This window comes from Bilophila sp. T19-St14 (assembly GCF_059728385.1).
Genome location: NZ_BAAGFT010000001.1, coordinates 294645 through 312608 on the forward strand (window position 1 = coordinate 294645; position 17964 = coordinate 312608).

At 51.9% G+C, this 17964-nt stretch carries 12 protein-coding genes and 2 tRNA genes; 9 read left to right on the forward strand and 5 right to left on the reverse strand.

What is annotated here, in order from left to right; translation table 11 throughout:
- The first annotated feature begins 46 nt into the window (after positions 1-46).
- The 8 genes from AC6I1V_RS01245 to AC6I1V_RS01280 all read left to right on the forward strand — a co-directional run bounded on the left by AC6I1V_RS01245 (position 47) and on the right by AC6I1V_RS01280 (position 12495).
- Entirely contained in the window at positions 47-2677 is a 2631-nt protein-coding gene (locus AC6I1V_RS01245; protein ID WP_497736797.1) for a DUF927 domain-containing protein, read from the forward strand.
- A 169-nt stretch (positions 2678-2846) separates the two neighbouring features.
- Positions 2847-4034, forward strand: a complete 1188-nt coding sequence (gene mobV, locus AC6I1V_RS01250; RefSeq protein ID WP_486854790.1) for a MobV family relaxase — start codon at positions 2847-2849, stop codon at positions 4032-4034.
- Positions 4035-4178: 144 nt separating this feature from the next.
- A complete protein-coding gene (locus AC6I1V_RS01255; protein WP_486854789.1) occupies positions 4179-4580 on the forward strand; it encodes a protein MobC in 402 nt (133 codons plus the stop codon).
- Between the two features lie 198 nt (positions 4581-4778).
- Positions 4779-8021 (forward strand): type I restriction-modification system endonuclease, encoded by a 3243-nt coding sequence (gene hsdR, locus AC6I1V_RS01260; protein WP_486854788.1) that lies wholly within the window; start codon positions 4779-4781, stop codon positions 8019-8021.
- Positions 8022-8084: 63 nt separating this feature from the next.
- The gene (locus AC6I1V_RS01265; RefSeq protein WP_486854787.1) at positions 8085-9503 is read left to right on the forward strand and encodes a class I SAM-dependent DNA methyltransferase; all 1419 of its coding nucleotides are present in this window, start codon (positions 8085-8087) and stop codon (positions 9501-9503) included.
- Positions 9503-10087, forward strand: coding sequence for a restriction endonuclease subunit S domain-containing protein (locus AC6I1V_RS01270; protein ID WP_486854786.1), 585 nt, complete (start codon positions 9503-9505; stop codon positions 10085-10087). Before AC6I1V_RS01265 ends, AC6I1V_RS01270 begins: the two co-directional genes overlap by 1 nt.
- A complete protein-coding gene (locus AC6I1V_RS01275; RefSeq protein WP_486854785.1) occupies positions 9982-10854 on the forward strand; it encodes a restriction endonuclease subunit S in 873 nt (290 codons plus the stop codon). Before AC6I1V_RS01270 ends, AC6I1V_RS01275 begins: the two co-directional genes overlap by 106 nt.
- A gap of 24 nt (positions 10855-10878) precedes the next feature.
- Positions 10879-12495, forward strand: coding sequence for a DUF4435 domain-containing protein (locus tag AC6I1V_RS01280; RefSeq protein WP_497736800.1), 1617 nt, complete (start codon positions 10879-10881; stop codon positions 12493-12495).
- Positions 12496-12661: 166 nt separating this feature from the next.
- Here the strand turns inward: AC6I1V_RS01280 and AC6I1V_RS01285 are convergent, their stop codons facing one another.
- The 5 genes from AC6I1V_RS01285 to AC6I1V_RS01305 all read right to left on the reverse strand — a co-directional run bounded on the left by AC6I1V_RS01285 (position 12662) and on the right by AC6I1V_RS01305 (position 15438).
- The gene (locus AC6I1V_RS01285) at positions 12662-13495 is read right to left on the reverse strand and encodes a nucleotidyltransferase domain-containing protein (RefSeq protein ID WP_486854422.1); all 834 of its coding nucleotides are present in this window, start codon (positions 13493-13495) and stop codon (positions 12662-12664) included.
- Between the two features lie 115 nt (positions 13496-13610).
- On the reverse strand, positions 13611-14270 hold the full coding sequence (locus AC6I1V_RS01290; RefSeq protein ID WP_482331838.1) for a helix-turn-helix domain-containing protein: 660 nt from the start codon (positions 14268-14270) through the stop codon (positions 13611-13613).
- Positions 14239-14928 carry a DUF3990 domain-containing protein gene (locus AC6I1V_RS01295; protein ID WP_482331843.1) on the reverse strand — a complete coding sequence of 230 codons (690 nt, stop codon included), beginning with the start codon at positions 14926-14928 and terminating at the stop codon, positions 14239-14241. Before AC6I1V_RS01295 ends, AC6I1V_RS01290 begins: the two co-directional genes overlap by 32 nt.
- Before the next feature lie 344 nt (positions 14929-15272).
- Positions 15273-15349: transfer RNA gene (locus AC6I1V_RS01300), tRNA-Glu, on the reverse strand.
- A 14-nt stretch (positions 15350-15363) separates the two neighbouring features.
- Positions 15364-15438, reverse strand: a tRNA-Gln gene (locus AC6I1V_RS01305).
- Positions 15439-16305: 867 nt separating this feature from the next.
- On the opposite strand from AC6I1V_RS01305, the gene AC6I1V_RS01310 reads away from it, so the two are divergent.
- Complete coding sequence (locus tag AC6I1V_RS01310) at positions 16306-17886, forward strand: TerC family protein (protein ID WP_302553387.1); 1581 nt, start codon at positions 16306-16308, stop codon at positions 17884-17886.
- The last annotated feature ends 78 nt before the right edge of the window (positions 17887-17964 follow it).

The following is a 17964-nucleotide window of genomic DNA, read 5'->3' on the forward strand; positions in this document are numbered from 1 at the left end:
TTTTTCATAGTAGGCAGTTTCTGCCTGCCCATCCCGGAGGCGAAGCATGAGCGCGGATATTCAGCAAGCCTTTGCCGAGCAGCTCCGGGCAGCCGGGCTGATTGTCGAGCAGGTGGAAATGGATGGGAGCCTGCACCGTTGCGGCACGGAAGGCAGACCGCATCGCAGGGACGGGGCGTACAAGGCGTTTCCTGATGTACCCGCCTCGCTCTGGTGGAAGAACTGGCGCACGGACGACGAAGGAACGTGGACATACAAACCTGAGAAGGAACTGACCGCCGCCGAACGGGATGCTCTGCGTGAACGCATCAGGGCTATCCGGGCGGACAAGGAAACGGAGCAGACCCGCCGCTGGCAGGCGGCCGCAAAGCTGGCAGCGAGCATCTGGAATCATACCCTGCCCGCTGATGCCGGGCATCCATATCTGCAACGGAAGGAAGTCCCGGCCATCGGATTGCGCCGGACAAAAGACGGGCGTCTGATTATCCCTGTTTTGAACCAGTCCGGCAGGATACAAAGTCTGCAATTCATCCTGCCGGAACAAACTGCCGAGGGTACGGACAAGTTCTTTCTCAAGGGAGGACGCACGGCGGGAGGCTTCTTTTCCCTTTCCGCCGGAGACGGGAAGAAAGACGGTCCCCTGCTGATTGCCGAGGGGTATGCCACAGCGACCAGTCTTCATCTGGCGACCGGTTATGCCTGTCTTGTGGCCTTCAACGCCGGGAATCTGAAAGCCGTAGCCGTCATGGCCAGAGAGAGGTATGCAAAGCGTGAAATCATCCTCTGTGCCGATAACGACACGGAGACACAAGGGAATCCCGGCAAGAAGATGGCCTCTCTGGCGGCTCAGGCCGTGGGCGGCAAGCTGGCCGTCTGTCCGGTGCATGAAGGCAAGGGGACGGACTTCAAGGACCTGCACCGGCTGCGTTCCCTTGAAGCCGTCCGGGCCGTTGTGGAAGAAGCGCGAAAGCGGGATGACGACTGCCCCATGCCGGAAGGCTTTTTTCTGGTGAAGGAAGGCAGACGCGCCGGGCTGTACAAGCTGGAGACCAAATCGGACGGAGACAGTCAGGAAATCCGGCTTGGTCCTCCGCTTCTGGTCAAAGGCATGACGCGGGGAGCTGACGGCAACGAATGGGGCCTGATGCTGGAATGGATTGACCCGGACGGCAACAGGCACGCATGGGCCATGCCCGTGGAAATGCTGTTCCGGCAGGGAAGCGACTGGTACAGCATACTGGCCTCCGGCGGGTGGTTCGGCAATCCGTCCACCCGGTCGAAGCTGGCGGCATTTCTGTCCACGGTCCGGCCCCTCCGACGGATACGCTGTGTTTTGCGCACGGGCTGGCATGAATCCGTCTACGTCCTTCCCGATACCGTTTACGGCGTAACAGAAGAAGACACCGTGCTGCAATCCTCGCAGCATGGCGGCTTGTACCGTACATCTGGAACGATGGAAGGCTGGCGGGAGATAGCGGAATTGTGCGTCGGCAACTCTCGTCTCAGTTTCGCGTTATGCGCGGCCTTCGCCGGGCCTTTGCTTCGCCCGGCCGGTCTGGAAGGCGGCGGCTTCAGCTTTGAGGGAGGCTCATCATCCGGTAAGACCACGGCATTGCAGATCGCCGCCTCCGTCTGGGGCGGTCCTGAGCATGTCCGAAGCTGGCGGGCTACGGACAACGGGCTTGAAGGCATCGCCGCCCTGCACAACGACAATGTGCTGATTCTGGATGAAATGGGGCAGGTCAACGGACGTGTTCTTGCCGAATGCGCCTACATGCTGGCCAACGGACAGGGCAAAGGCCGCTCGAACCGTGAAGGCGGAATTCGTCGTTCCCAGAACTGGCGTCTGCTCTTTCTCTCCAGCGGCGAACTTGGGCTTTCCGACAAGCTGGCCGAGAACGGTCTGAAGTCCAGAGGCGGACAGGAAGTGCGTTTCGTGGGGCTGCCTGTGGACTCGTCCATGCTCACCAGCCTGCATGGTCTTCCCGATGCCAGAGCCGTGGCCAATCGTATCAAGTTGCTTGCTTCCGAACATTACGGCCATGCGGGGCATGATTTTCTGCAAAAGCTGACGAAGGTCGAAACCCTGAACGCCGTCCGGGCGGAAATCGGCCCGGCAATGGCCCATGCCGTCAGGCATCTTGTCCCCGAAGGCGCTGACGGACAGGTACGACGTGTGGCCATGCGCTTCGCCCTGTGCGGCATGGCCGGAATGCTGGCCCTGCGGCTGGGCATCCTTCCCGAAAAGCTGGACGTACTGAACTGCATCAAAATCTGCTTCCGGGACTGGCTCACGGCAAGAGGCGGAACCGGAGCTTCCGAGGATGCCGCCATCCTTTCCACGGTACGGCTGTTCATCGAACAGCACGGCGCAAGCCGCTTTCAGGACTTGGATACGCAAATGTCCACCTGCATTAACCGGGTGGGATTTCAGCGTACTCGCAACGGCACGACCGAGTATCTGATTCTACCGGAAAGTTTTCGGGCTGAAGTCGTCAAAGGATACTCCGAGGCAAGAGCCGTGCGTGTTCTGCGTGAGGCTGGATGGTTACGCACACCCTCTAAAAACAGACTGAAGCATCAGGAAAGGCTTCCCGGTCTAGGGCGCGTGCGTGTCTACGTTGTTTGTTTGCCTGATGACCCGGATGAAGAACCTGCTCCTGCCTTGCCTGATTGAGCGGTGACAGTGGTGACAATGGTGACAAACCTACAGCCGCAAGGGGTTACGCCTGTCACCACTGTCACCATTGCATATTTGAGTGGTGACAGCCGAAAAGCATTGCCATTGCTCGATTGTCACCACTGTCACCGTTGTCACCACTGAAAATGAACAAAGGGAAAAAGCCATGTCCTACATCGTCCTTCATATGGACAAATTCAAGAAGGAGGCCGTACGCGGCATCCAGAGCCACAACCGGCGGGAGCGGGAGAGCCACAGCAACCCCGATATTGACTACGACAGGAGCGCGGCGAACTACGAGCTGCACGAAGCCGCCTCATCAAACTATGCCGAAGCCATTCAGAATCGCATTGACGAGCTTCTGCTGGTCAAGGCCGTGAGAAAGGACGCCGTGCGCATGTGCGGACTTATCGTCACCTCGGACAAGGCGTTTTTTGATGGCCTCACGCCGGAGGAAACAAGGCGTTTCTTTGAGGAGAGCAAAGCCTTTCTCACGGAGTTTGTGGGCGCGGAGAATGTCATTTCCGCAATGGTTCACATGGATGAAAAGACGCCGCACATGCACTTCCTTCATGTGCCGGTGACGCCGGACGGGAGGCTCAACGCCAACAAAATCTATACCCGTCAGAGTCTGCGGAAACTGCAATCCGGGCTTCCCGCCCATCTGCAAAGCCGTGGCTTCGTCATTGAACGCGGCGTGGAACAGACACCCGGTTCCGCGAAAAGGCATCTGGATACCCGCGAGTTCAAGCAGCAACAGGAAGCATTGGAAAAACTGATTCAGGAATCCGAAGAGACTTCCCGAAATTCACGGCAGCTTATCAGCGCATTGGAACAGCGTGAGGAAGAGTTGAGAAAGAGCATTGAAGAGTATGAGTGGCAGGCTGAGGAAGCGGAAAAGGTACTTCGGGAGGAGACCGATCTACCGAAAGCCTCTTTTCTCAATTATCCGTCCGTGCTGAAAAAAGCCTCTTCCCTCATTGAAGAACTGAAAAAGGCGCTTGCCGTCAAACACCTTGTCCAGACGGAGAAGGAAATCCTGCAACGGGAAGTGGATACCCTTCGCGGAAAACTGACGCGGCTTGAAGCGGGATACACGGCCCACAGAAAACAAAGCCATGAGGAAAAAGAGGAGCTGGAGAAGCAGTTGAAGAAAATGAAGAGAATCATGGCAGGCTATCGGGAATTTCTGCTTCTGCCGGAAATCCGGCCGCTCCATATCGAGTTCGTGGAGCGCAAGCGCGCCGAACAGCTCCAACGTCAGCAGGAAGAGGAACGGCAGCGGCAGGAGCAGGAAGCGCGGGACAGGGAGCGTCGGCAGGCGCACTCCACCCGTGGCATGAGAATGAGGTAAGGCGTCGGAGGGAAATCTTCGCACAGACCGAAGATATAGCCACTATACTTCACTCCGTGAAGTCGTGGGCAAGCGTGGCCGCTTGACCGCCAAAGGCAAAAGACAAATTTGGGGATACCCCATCAACCACAGGAGAAAAACACCATGCCCATTACCACAGAACAAATCAGGGAAATCAGACAGGAGTTTGCCAGGCTCAGGCCCGCCACAGTCACGCTGGACGGACACAGGCCCATGACCATCAGGGAGGCCATCTTCTCCCTTGCCCCGACACTGGAACGGATGAAGAAGCGCGGCTTCGATACACAGGAAATAGTGGAGCGTCTGGCCGAAAAAGGGATCGCCATCAAGCCTCCAACCCTCACCAAATACCTCAAGGAGTACAGACGGCAGAAGGAAGACAGGAAAGGCAGGAAGAAGGACACGCCCCCGCCCCCCCCCCTGCCACAGGCGTCTGTACTGCGGAAGGACACAGCTCTGAACCGGCAACCGTTCACCTACAGCAGCAGTTTCGTCAGGCCGGATACGCCCGATGATGAACTGTAAATAAATGGCAGAAGACAACGTATGGCATAGCCCTTCCACCCGTCTGCATCACCTTCAAATGCCCTGCCCTCACCGGACAGGGCATTATTGAAATGTTCATGAAGATGTTGGCGGGGCTGTTTTTTCTTCCTTTACATCCCCGTATACCTCTTATAAAATAGCAGTTCTTTCTGAAACCAGTTGCCGGACGAGGCTGGCATGGCATCGAACTTCGCTTTTCTGGAGGAATCCTTTCCTGAACTCGCACAGGTCGGTATTCTGGCGGAACGCTACTGGCGTTCCGATACCCATTCCTGCCTGCTCAAGCTCGGTCTGCTGTGCGAGGGCATGGTGAAGGTCATGGCGATCATGGATCGCGTCACCCTGCCTGAACGCTGTGACGCGGCAGAACGCCTGCATATTCTTCATCGGCGCGGATGTCTGCCCCAGAATGTGGCTGATGCCTTCCACCTGCTCCGCAAGGCCCGCAACAAGGCGGCCCACGAGGGCTACGCGCCCCCTGCCGAAAAGGCGCTGGCTCTGACAGAGATCACCTGCAGCCTCTGTGTCTGGTTCTATCAAACCTATGCGGATGAGCACTTCCGCCCGTCTCTGTTCTCGAAGCCGGAATGCGCCGAGACCTCCGCGCCCTCCACATCATCCTCATCTCAGACAGCCTCCGTGAACTCTGAATCCGCCGAAGCCTCCGAAAGCTCCGAATCTGAGGACAAGCGGATCATGGAGCAGGCGGCGACCCGTGCCGCCTCAACACCCGCCGTCAGCGAAGAGATCCGCCGCACCCGTGCTGAAAAGGCATCCTCTCTGCGCCAGATTTCGGAAGCCGAAACCCGTCTGCGTATCGACGAACAGCTGCGAAAGGTCGGCTGGGAGGCAGACACCGAAAATCTCCGTCACTCCAAGGGTGTACGTCCACGCTCTGGACACCATATGGCCATAGCTGAATGGCCCACACTTTTGCCGAATGGGCGGCGCGGTTTTGCCGACTATGCCCTTTTCATGGGCACATCGCTTGTGGGCATCATCGAGGCCAAGGCAGCCCATAAGGACATCCCCACCGTTCTTGACCAGCAGTGCAAGACCTACGCCCGGCACATCCACCCTGACAATGCGCCCTTCCTGCTTGGCGACTGGCGTGGCTATCGTGTGCCCTTCATCTTCGCCACCAATGGCAGGCCCTATCTCAAGCAGTGGGTGGAAAAGTCCGGCATCTGGTTTCAGGATTTGCGGAATACTGCCAATGCTCCGCAGGCTCTGCACGGCTGGCCCAGCCCCACCGGTCTGGAGGAACTGCTGCATCAGGATGTGCAAACGGCCTCCGAGCGCCTTGCGTCCATGCCCGAAGACCTGCTCACCGACCCCAATGGCCTTAACCTGCGCGACTATCAGCTGCGTGCCATCCGTGCGGCAGAACAGGCTCTTGCCAAGGGCGCACAGACTGCCTTGCTGGCTATGGCCACTGGCACTGGCAAAACCCGTACCGTGCTGGGCATGATGTACCGCTTTTTGAAAAGCGGGCGTTTCCGCCGTATCCTTTTTCTGGTGGATCGCAATGCCCTCGGCACACAAGCCATTGATGTTTTTAAGGATGTGCAGCTTGAGGAGCTTCTGCCTTTAGCCAAAATTTACAACATCAAAGAGCTGTCAGATAAATATATCGAAAAAGATACCCGTGTGCATGTTTCTACCGTGCAGGGCATGGCTCGCCGCATCCTTTACAGTGAAGACAGTGAGCCAATGCCCGCTGTTACTGACTATGACCTCATCATTGTGGACGAAGCTCACCGAGGCTACATACTCGATAAAGAGATGAGCGATGACGAGGCCCTGTACCGCGACCAGCGCGAGTACCAAAGCACTTATCGGGAAGTCATCGACTATTTTCAGGCAGTTAAAATCGGGCTGACGGCCACGCCCGCACTCCAGACCACGCAGATATTCGGCGCGCCGATTTTTCACTACAGCTATCGAGAAGCTGTCATTGATGATTATCTGGTGGACCATGACGCACCGCATCAGCTCACGACCAGCTTGAGTGAAGCGGGCATCCACTACAGACATGGGGATCAGATCGTCACCTATGACCCGCAGACTGGCGTAGTGAACAATGGCGAGCTGCTGGAAGACGAGCTTGATTTTGACGTAACTCAGTTCAACAAAAGTGTGGTCAATGAAAACTTCAACCGCGCTGTGTTGGAAGAGATAGCCAAGCACATCGACCCTGAGGACGCCGCCTCCTCCTCCGGCAAGACGCTCATCTATGCCGTCAATGACCAGCATGCTGATATGATCGTGCGTATCCTCAAGGAAATCTATGCCAGAGAGCTGGTGGATACGGACGCCATCATGAAGATTACGGGCAGTATAGGCGACCGCAAGGCCATTGATCAGGCCATCCGACGCTTCAAGAACGAAGCCTTCCCCAGCATTGCCGTTACGGTGGATCTGCTGACCACAGGCATCGACGTGCCTGAGATATGCCGCCTTGTCTTTCTGCGCTGCGTCAAGTCCCGCATCCTTTACGAGCAGATGCTGGGCCGCGCCACCCGTCTTTGCCCGACCATCCAGAAGTCACACTTTGAGATATATGACGCCGTGGGCCTGTACAAAACTCTTGAGCCGGTCAGCAGTATGAAGCCTGTGGCTGTCAATTCGTCCGCCACTTTTCCGCAGCTGCTGGAGGGACTGGAGGTGATGGAGGAGCCTGCCCAGATTCTGAACCAGATCAATCAGGTCATTGCCAAGCTCAATCGGCGCAAGCGCAGTATGACGGAGGAGATACTCCAGCAGTTTACCGACATGGCCGGAGACAGCCCCGACGATTTCATAGAGCGTCTTCAGGATATGCGCCCGCGCGAGGCCAAGGCTCTGCTGCTCTCCAAAAGCGGCCTGTTCGAGCTTATCCAGAATGAGGGCTATGTTGGCCGCAGGGGTATCGTCATTGATACCAAGGAGGATGTCCTTACCTCCCACACACGCGGCTACGGCAAGGGCAATCTGGCCCCGCAGGACTATCTGCAAGCCTTTGCCGCCTTTGTGCAGAACAACCGTAACGAAGTGGCGGCCCTCAATATCATCTGTACCCGTCCGGCAGACCTGACCCGCGAGACTCTCAAGAGTCTGCGCCTTGCCCTGGGGCGTGAAGGCTTTACCGTCCGGCAGCTCAATTCCGCTCTGAACAGCATGAGCAGCACGAAGATCGTTGCCGACATCATCAGTCTTATCCGGCGTTATGGCATCAATGCCCAGCTGCTGGGGCATGAGGAACGCATCCAGCGTGCCATTGAGCGGCTGAAAACAGCCCATAGCTTTTCCCGAACGGAAGAAAAGTGGATTGACCGGATGGCAAACTATCTGCGTAATGAGTCTGTGCTGTCCGTAGCGAGTTTTGATTCCCATCCTGCTTTTCGCGGCAAGGGCGGCTTTGGACAAGCTCTTTCATAACAATTTAGCGAGTATCGTGGCTGAACTGAATACCTACTTGTATGACGATGGGGGCCGTGCCGCATGACAACACAGGAAATTGTCGCCAAACTCTGGAATCTCTGTAATGTCCTGCGGGATGACGGGATAACCTACCATCAGTATGTGACTGAGCTGACCTATATCCTTTTCCTCAAAATGGCCAAAGAAACTGGCAAAGAAGACAGCATTCCCCCTGCCTTTCGCTGGGATCAGCTGACCCGCAGGAGCGGCATTGAGCTGAAGAGCTTTTATAAACGGCTCCTCACAGAGCTGGGTGAAAACAGCAAGGGCCGTATGCGCCAGATTTATCAGGGGGCTGTGTCCAATATTGATGAGCCAAAGAATCTGGAAAAGATCATTTCCAGCATCAATGACTTGGATTGGTATTCCGCTCAGGAAGAAGGGCTGGGCAACCTGTATGAAGGTCTGCTGGAAAAGAACGCCAATGAAAAGAAGTCCGGCGCAGGGCAGTATTTTACGCCGCGTGTGCTTATTGATGTCATGGTACGGCTCATGCGCCCCCAGCCCGGTGAAAGCTGTAATGACCCGGCCTGCGGCACCTTTGGTTTTATGATAGCCGCAGATCGGTATGTACGGGCGCGGACCGATGATTATTTCAAGCTGTCCGAGGATGTGGCGACTTTTCAGAAATATGCGGCCTTCAGCGGCTGTGAACTGGTACACGATACCCATCGTCTGGCTCTGATGAATGCCATGCTGCACGGCATTGAAGGCAAGATAGCCTTGGGCGACACCCTTTCCACCTTGGGAAAGGACATGAGAGGCTATGACCTTGTGCTGACCAATCCGCCATTCGGCACCAAGAAGGGCGGGGAACGGGCTGCCCGTGATGACTTTGCCTTTGCCACCAGCAACAAGCAGCTCAATTTCTTGCAGCATATTTACCGCAGTTTGAAGCCCGGCGGACGGGCCGCTGTTGTCCTGCCGGACAACGTGCTGTTTGCCGATGGCGACGGCGAGCGCATCCGTGCCGAGCTTATGGACAAGTGCGACCTGCATACAGTGCTGCGCCTGCCCACGGGCATTTTTTACGCGCAGGGCGTCAAGACCAATGTCCTCTTTTTCCAGCGCGGTCTGAACGACAAAGGCAATACCCGCCAAGTCTGGTTTTATGACCTCCGTACCAACATGCCTTCCTTTGGCAAAACCAACCCTCTCCGGCAGGAGCATTTTACGGCCTTTGAAACGGCCTATGATGCGCCGGACAGAAAGAGCATCGCTGACGAACGGTGGAGCGTCCTGAGCCGTGAGGACATCGCCGCCAAGGGCAACAGCCTTGACCTTGGCCTGATTCGTGATGCCTCTGTGCTGGATCATGGCGACCTGCCCGACCCCATCGAAAGTGCCGAAGAATGCATCGCCCAGCTTGAAGAAGCTGTTGATTTGCTTAAGGGCGTAGTACGCGAACTTCAGGTTCTGACCGGCAAGGAGGCCCGCTGATGGCCCGCCCCAGAAAGAACGCCGGACAAAGGCAGAAAAGCCTGCCCATCCCTGCGGAGATTCCCGTGGAGGAACAGCCGTATGCTCTGCCGCAGGGGTGGAAGTGGGTTTATTTGCGTACAGGGTATGAAATAACCTCAAGTAAAAGAATTCATAAATCAGACTGGAGAGAATCAGGTATTCCGTTTTACAGAACAAGGGAATTAGTTAAGCTTTCTAAATATGGTTATGTGGACAATGAACTTTTTATAGATAAAGCATTATATGAAAATATAAAACATTGTTATGGTGTGCCATCAAAAAATGATATTCTCATTAGTGGCGTTGGAACTATAGGTGTTCCATATGTTGTTAATGATAAAAATGAATTTTATTTCAAGGATGGTAATATTATATGGCTTAAAAATAAAAAAGTTTTTTTTCAAAATTTATATATTACTTGTTCAAAAGTGTATTTATTGACAACCAAATTCATGAAATGTCAGCAGGGACAACCGTTGATACTTATACGATTATCAATGCTAACAAAACAAAGGTTCCCCTCCCTCCCATTGACGTTCAGGAACGAATCGTTAGCCACATAGAATTTCTGTTCGCCAAGCTGGACACAGCCAAAGAAAAAGCAGAAGCCGCCCTAGAGAGCTTTGAAATCCGCAAGGCCGCCATTCTGCACAAGGCGTTTACCGGGGAATTGACGGCGAAATGGCGGGAGGAAAACGGTGTTTCGCGGGAGAGTTGGGAGAATGTTGTCGTGTCAGATATATGCTATGATGTAAAAGTTGGTATCGTCATTAAACCGTCGCAGTATTATACCGACGCCAATAGCGGAACTCCCGCATTCCGTTCTGCTAATGTAAGGGAAAACCGAGTCGATAATTTTGATTGGGTTTATTTGAATGACAGGGGTATGAAAGACAATAAACGTTGTATCGTACACGAGGGAGATGTCCTTGTAGTACGGTCTGGTAACCCCGGTACTGCTTGCATTGTTACAAAAGATTTTGATGGATATAACGCAATTGATATATTAATTGCAGTTCCAAATACTCAAAAAGTAACATCACATTATTTATGTTATTTTACAAATTCACCATTAGGGAAAAAATCTATTGCGGCAAATAAACGAGGGATGGCTCTTGCTCATTTCAATGTCAAAAGCTATTCTTCACTAACTTTACATTTACCATCTATTGTTGAACAAAAAGAAATCACCCGTATCATTGACGACATTCTTGAAAAGGAACAAAAAATCAAGGACTCCGCTGAAAACGTGCTTGAGCAAATCGACTTGATGAAAAAGGCTATATTGGCTAAGGCGTTTCGTGGGGAGTTAAAGCAGAACATTGATTAAATTTTTAACTACAGGATTTCTGAAATGAGCTACACAGTTAAATTGCCAAAAGGAACACAAGAATATGTTGAATACACAGTTGAAGATAATTCTATAATTATAATAGGTGCAAATGGCTCTGGAAAAAGTAGCATTGGTATTGCGATAGAAAAAAGAGCCCCACTGGAGGTACACCGTATTGGAGCTCAAAAAGCTCTCATTTTTGAAAAGTATATTCCACAAAAGAGTTATGAACAAGCAAGCAATTTGCTCATGTTTGGGAATGAAACTCCACAACGAAATAACAACAGTAGATATCCATATGACGGAAGCCAACATAATTACATATCGTCTGTAGCCAATGACTTTGACTATGTATTATCTGCACTATTGGCATTAAAAAATAAAGAGCAAGATTTATTTATTGAAGAATGTAGGGCGTGTGAGAGAAATAGCAGGAACCATAATAATGTTCCAGAGATGTCTACAGACAAACTAAAAAAAGTATGGGAAAAAATTTTCCCACATAGAGATATTTCTTTTAAAGACGGTAAAGTAACATGTATTCTTAAAAAAGAGAGTAGCCAAGTAGAGTACACAGGGAGGAATATGAGTGATGGAGAAAGAGCAGCTTTATATTTAATATCTCAAGCAATTTGCGTTCCTAAAGACAAAAAAATTATTATCGTAGACGAACCAGAGCTTCATCTTCATCATTCTATCATGAATAGACTTTGGGCTGCTATCGAAAATGAAAGACAAGATATTCTTTTTATTTATATAACCCATGATACTCTATTTGCAGCTAATCACAAACAAGCAAAAAAATTTTGGGTAAAAAATTATGATGGTACGAATTGGGACTGGGATGAAATTCAAGATAGCGATCTACCTGAGGAGTTGCTTTTAAGCATTCTTGGTAACCGCAGACCTGTTATATTTGTTGAAGGGACTGCAGGAAGTTATGATACTAAATTGTATTCAAAGATATATGAAGATTATTTTGTTGTACCGTGTGGAAGTTGCACTGAGGTTATCCTTAGAACTAAAGCCATGAAGAGAAGTGCTCAATTACATCATCTAAAATGCTTTGGAATTATAGATAGAGATTATCGATCTCAACAGGAAATTAATAGCCTCGTTAATGACGGGATTTATACTATTGACGTTGCAGAAGTAGAAAATTTTTTTATCATTGAAGAAATACTTTATGAAGTCAATAGGGAGCTTGGATTTACAGATGATTCACGAATAGAAAAAATTAAAAATCATATCATTAATGACCGGTTTAAAAATCAGATGCAAAAAATGATACTCGAAGCAGTTATTGCTAATATCAAATATAAGCTTACATGTATAGATATAAGCTCTGCAGATGTAGGTGATTTATCACAGAGGTTAAGTGATAGTTATAAAAATATAACTATTGAAAATATCAAGCCTGACATAGAAAAGAAATTCAAAGAAGCTTTTGAAGAAAGAGATTACAAAAAAGTGCTTGCTATTTTCAATTATAAAAGCCTTTCTAATTCTATAGGGCATTATTTCGGGTTAACAAATGATTCTTATAAAGATTATATTATTAGAAAAATTAGCAGTGCAAATAATGATTGCTGGAAAAACGCTATAAAAAATTACTTGCCAGATTTAGAAGATATTTAAACACTACTATTTTCGAGCATTACTCTCTAACAAGGGGATTTTCTATCTGAGTTTATCAAACGGAGCTCTGCGCTGTGCCCAGCAGTGGAAAATGGTTTCTCACGAATCCCCTCATAACGAACGGAGTCCCACAGTTGTATTCTGATAATTTCAACAGGTAAATACTTTAAATAAATGTCTCCCTCAACAGCAACCGAAATACAGCATCCATATTCGGCATGGCCCTGGCAGCCGGAATATCAACACAATCTTCTGATTCACGAGCAAGCTGCCTGTCAAGAAAAGCCGCAAGAATGGGCGGCGGCACGAAATCGTGATCGTTCTCTTTGCCGGAACGTTTATGCGCCACAAGCACAGTGGTTTCTGCCTGTTCTTGCGGAGAAAGCAGTTCGCGCACAAGTATCTCGAAAGGCGTCGGCGGAATACCCAGCCCGCGCTCTATCCACAACATGGCAAGCATGGGCCGAAAGGCATACAGCCATACCTTGGCAGTCTGTTTTGTCTGGAAGCGTTCAAGGCTTTTGTTGCGGATGCTCCTGTAGTGATGCCATAAGGTGAGCGGCGAGAATCCTTGTGTGGCGGCTGAAAGGGCACGGTCAGCAAAGGAGCCTTGCTTTCGATAAACAATAGGTGATGTAAGCCATTCCGGCAAAGCCCCATTGAATTTTTGCAGAAGGCGGAGGGCCTTGCGAACATCCCAGCCGGAACAGTCAAGCACGCCATCTGGAGTGCTGACGATGCCGCTCTCCAGCACGTCACGCTGTTTTTCCGGGCACACGGCAAGATACCAATCCGCAGGGTGTGCGTAAATGAAGCGCACATTGTAGTCTGAATCCTGCGAGGCAAATCCCCAGCCGCGACTGCCGGACTCGCACGCATAAAGAACCTTCACGCCATGCGCCTGCTCAACACGCGTGAGTTCATTTTGGATGCGCTGTTCCATAGCAGCAGAGATGGTCGACGAGGTTGAATATTCTGAAATGGTATCTGACGACTTCATACGCCCCTTTTCCCTGCTTTACAGAAATTCCCCTGACTTTCCCTAATCTGTGGGGCAGAGCATGAGACAATTTTCCTCATAACGAAAAAAGGACTTCAGGCAACTCCCCTTGATCCTACTCTGCTGCGGCCTGATCCAGCGGCTCAAGCAGATCTCTCACATCACAATACAGAGCCATACTCAACGGGAGCAGGGTGTCTATCTGGGCCTTGTTGATATTCTTTTTCCGTTGTTCAAACTGCTGGATGGTACGCAGGGAGATTCCCGATCTCTCGGCAAGCTCTCTCTGGCTCAGACCAACCAGATGACGAAGCTGTTTCAGACGTGTTTTCGTTCTTTGATGCAGACAAAGTTCGTTCATTTTGTCTGCAAAATGCCGGATATCCATCTCGTGATACGGCGAATAGAGTGCGCAAACTTCCCTGATGGGTACGGCTCTGATGATGTCTGCAAACTTCATGGCCGTAAGCCATTGGTAATAGGCAAGTGCCCATCCCGTCCAATACTCCTCACTACGTCCCGCCGTGAACCGGGGTGTCAGACGTTCATAGTCGAATTCCGTTTCATCAAGAACCATATAGGCCAGCTCTATTCCCGACTTGCCTGCCAGAATGGTGAAATCTCCATGCTCAAAACGCTCGGCAATACCGGAAGCGATAAACAGATTGAAGAATGCTGACAGATCGTGCTTCAGGTCATGGACGGCAAAGTCCAGCATACGCCCCAGCGCGGTACGAGCCTTTTCAAGATACAGCTTGTCGTAGGCGTGCATCATCGCTTTTCATCTCTTCATCAAGAATATGGGTGATATAGATGTCGCCGCGCTTTCTGCGATTGCGCTCAACATCAAAATACTCACGCCGGGCGGCATGGTCGCGAGCCATCTTTCTGGCGTACCACAATTCGCTTTCTGCGACTTCGTAGCCGAGGAAACGGATACGTTCAAAAGCCAGCGGACTTTTCAGAACAAATTGTTGCCCCAGCTTGCCAAGGTGCATGGCATTGGTAAGCTGTCGATACGAAATCGTACCGTTGATGAAATCCTGAGCAAAGGAAAAGTAACTGTCGTCTGCCCTGTAGCCGATGATGGCATCGTAACGCTCATACGGAATGGAAAAATTTTCCAGAAGATACGCCTTGGCCTCGAAAGCAAGACCGGACGGAATATCAAATTCCCGATTCTGCAAAAGAACGGTCAGCCAGTGCAGAATGGTGAATGCCGCACTGTTCAGATCAAGGATGGACAGCCCTTCGCAGTTGATTTCATAGCAGTTGGCGAAACCGTTTTGCCCCTTTCCAACGCCCCATTCCTTCGCCATCGCAAGGCTGTCTGTGCAATAGAAGCCAAGCCCATAGTCGTTGTATCGTTTTCCGTATCCCCAAAGTGGGGTTTCGACAATGTTCTGTGAGCCATGAAAAAGCTTTCTGATCATGAAAGTCCCCTTGGCAGAAACATACTCCCACGGGAGTACAAAGGTCAAGACTGAATGTTCGGCTCCTCCCTCGGTGATCGTAAAAAATACAAAGAAAGTCATCCCCCGCCTGTGAAGATGCCTTTCTCATCTGTGGATGTATTTTTAAAACTGCTGGGTATCGTGTGGGGGAGGACGCTTGGATTCTTCCCGAAATTCCGGTCATTGCTTCCCCTGAAATCCCCCCTTACCCAACCTGAAGAAAATTTCCCTGACTTTCCCAAATCTGTGGGGCATAGCGTGGGGCAAATTTGCCCCACATACGAAAAAAGGGTTACATTTTCATGTAACCCTTTGATTTCATTTGGCGTCCCCAAGCGGATTTGAACCGCTGTTGACGGCGTGAAAGGCCGCTGTCCTGGGCCGGCTAGACGATGGGGACGTCTGAGTGCGTGTTGGCTGGGCTACGTGGACTTGAACCACGATTAACGGGACCAGAATCCGTCGTCCTGCCAATTGAACGATAGCCCAACGCGCAGAAAGGGGTTTAGTAAAAACGCTCCTTACTGTCAACAAAAAAATATGCATTTCAGAAAAAAATTTCCGTTTAAAAATTTTTCCGTGTTATTTTACATGATTAAATGTTTTTAAAACTATTGTTTTCATGAGGACGCAGTTGGGGCTGTGCACGGAAAGGGGGTGTGGGGCCGTGTCCGGCATGCTGGCTAGGGGAGATATTCACTGCTGCAATGAAAACCGCATTTCAACTATGTGAAACCCAAAATAAATTTTTTAGAAAATCATCGAAAAGGCGGATGCCTCGACCGGGGAGGCCGCTTGACATCTGCGGGCATGGCATTGCAGTATTGCCCTGTGGACATTCCCATACGAACACGCCTCTCTTTGCTCCTCGCCTTTGTCATGGCTGGGGGCTTTCTCTTTTTCCCGCCGCTTGGAAATCCTTTTCCCTTCGATTCATTTGATTCCGCTGCGGTGTTTCCGTGTACGGAACACACTTTGGAGCCTTGCCCGGCTCCCCTTGTCTTGCCGCCCGGTGGGGCCTCCTTGGGGGAGGGGGAGGTATGGGGCCTCCCTGAGCAGGGGAGGGCTGCATATACCCCTTATGAATGTTCCGCCCCCAGTACGTCCCGTTTGGAACGGGGGCATGCCTTCAGCTCGTTTGCAGCACTGTCAGGAAACTGTTTCTGCCCGGGGATACTCCTGCGGCGGGGCAGCATTTCATCAGCCGTTTCCATATTTCCCCATGACTGGGATTCTTGCCACGCTTGCCCCCGTTCGCCCCCGGCGGCTTGAACGTCCAGACCGGCCTAGTCCTTTTTGTCCAATCGCATTCGTTCAATCGCAACGGCGTTCCCCATATTCGGGGAAGGAGCGTATATGTTTCTCGATTTTTCGTGGGTGGCAGAACCCACGGCATGGGGCGGGTTGGGCACGCTCATCCTGCTTGAAGTCGTGCTCGGTATCGACAACCTTGTTTTTATTTCCATTTTGTCTTCGCGGCTGCCGGAAGACAAGCGCAGGCATGCGTTTATCATTGGCCTTTCGCTTGCCCTGATCATGCGTCTGGCACTGCTTTCCACGGTGGCATGGCTGATTGGGCTTACAAAGCCGTGGTTTTCCGTGTTTGGCCACTCGTTTACGGCACGGGACGTTATCCTGCTCATCGGCGGCCTGTTTCTTTTATTGAAAGGGACAATGGAACTCCACGAACGGCTGGAAGGGTATCAGCCCACGGAAGAAAAAGCCGTCCATCAAGCCGTGTTTTGGCAGGTCATCACGCAGATTGTGGTGCTTGATGCCATATTCTCCTTGGATTCGATCATCACGTCCGTAGGTATGGTGAAGGAGCTTTCCATCATGATGCTGGCCGTCATCATCGCCGTCCTGGCGATGTTGCTGGCCTCGCGTCCGTTGACGGAATTCGTGGACAGGCACCCCACGGTCATCATTCTGTGCCTCGGCTTCTTGCTGATGATCGGCCTAAGCCTTATTTTGGAAGGGCTCGGCTATCATATTCCCAAGGGGTATCTCTACGCGGCCATTGGTTTTTCGATAGTTGTGGAGTCCTTCAACCAGTTGGCGCTGCGGAACCGGAGGAACAGGATCACAACACGCGGATTGCGTGAGTCCGCCGCCAGAGCGGTCTTGGAGCTGCTGGGCGGAACCACGCTCCCCGGCGGCGAGACGGAAATGGAGATGGCCGCGCTGGGCTATTCCGATTGCCGGGACAAGGTGTTCAGGCCGGAAGAGCGGGCCATTGTCGCACGGGTCATCCGTTTTGGCGGGCGTACCGTGCGGTATATCATGACGCCCCGTCATAAGGTGCAGTGGCTCGACAGCAACGAGTCGCCGGAAGCCCTTCTCAAGCTCGTGGGCGCGTCGAAGCACGCATTCCTTCCGGTCATGCGCGGGGATACCGACGAAGTGCTCGGCGTCGTGGATCTGCGCGAACTGTTGTGGCGTTACCAGAAGACCGGCCGTTTTTCGCTTGAGGCCTCCGTTGTCCCCGTCCCCATGGTTTTCGAGCATACCGGTCTTCCCGACGTGCTGGACGCCTTCAGGCAGCACCCCGCCCCGATGGGCATCGTTTTGGATGAATACGGGAGCGCCGTGGGCGTTGTGACGCCTATGGACATCTTATCCGCCATCGCCGGGCACATGGGGGATGTGGCCCCTGAGCCGGATTCCTTCCATCAGCCTGACGGATCATGGCTGCTTCCCGGACGCATGGCTGTGGACGAGGGGCTGCATACGTTGGGCATCCAGCCGGAAGAGGAACTGAGCTGCGCTACTATGGCCGGGTTGCTGCTTGAGCGGCTGGGGCATATTCCCTCTGCGGGGGAGAGCCTGTTTTTCTGGGGGCATTTGTGGACGGTCGCTTCCATGGACGGGCTGCGCATTGAGCAAATCCGCATCCATCCGCAGCGCTCGGAGGATATTTCGGGAAAAAGTGAATAAGGATGCATGGATTGATTTTGCCATGAAATGACTATGGATTTCTTCGCAAGAACGGTTTAGGGTAGGGTGATTCTGAGA

Bases quoted from the DNA above. Each gene is read 5' to 3' on its own strand.
- AC6I1V_RS01255 (WP_486854789.1), top strand. From the start codon at position 4,179: ATGCCCATTACCACAGAACAAATCAGGGAAATCAGACAGGAGTTTGCC.
- AC6I1V_RS01295 (WP_482331843.1), bottom strand. From the start codon at position 14,928: ATGATCAGAAAGCTTTTTCATGGCTCACAGAACATTGTCGAAACCCCA.
- AC6I1V_RS01270 (WP_486854786.1), top strand. From the start codon at position 9,503: ATGGCCCGCCCCAGAAAGAACGCCGGACAAAGGCAGAAAAGCCTGCCC.
- AC6I1V_RS01290 (WP_482331838.1), bottom strand. From the start codon at position 14,270: ATGATGCACGCCTACGACAAGCTGTATCTTGAAAAGGCTCGTACCGCG.
- AC6I1V_RS01285 (WP_486854422.1), bottom strand. From the start codon at position 13,495: ATGAAGTCGTCAGATACCATTTCAGAATATTCAACCTCGTCGACCATC.
- hsdR (WP_486854788.1), top strand. From the start codon at position 4,779: ATGGCATCGAACTTCGCTTTTCTGGAGGAATCCTTTCCTGAACTCGCA.
- AC6I1V_RS01265 (WP_486854787.1), top strand. From the start codon at position 8,085: ATGACAACACAGGAAATTGTCGCCAAACTCTGGAATCTCTGTAATGTC.
- AC6I1V_RS01280 (WP_497736800.1), top strand. From the start codon at position 10,879: ATGAGCTACACAGTTAAATTGCCAAAAGGAACACAAGAATATGTTGAA.
- AC6I1V_RS01275 (WP_486854785.1), top strand. From the start codon at position 9,982: ATGTCAGCAGGGACAACCGTTGATACTTATACGATTATCAATGCTAAC.
- AC6I1V_RS01310 (WP_302553387.1), top strand. From the start codon at position 16,306: ATGTTTCTCGATTTTTCGTGGGTGGCAGAACCCACGGCATGGGGCGGG.
- AC6I1V_RS01245 (WP_497736797.1), top strand. From the start codon at position 47: ATGAGCGCGGATATTCAGCAAGCCTTTGCCGAGCAGCTCCGGGCAGCC.
- mobV (WP_486854790.1), top strand. From the start codon at position 2,847: ATGTCCTACATCGTCCTTCATATGGACAAATTCAAGAAGGAGGCCGTA.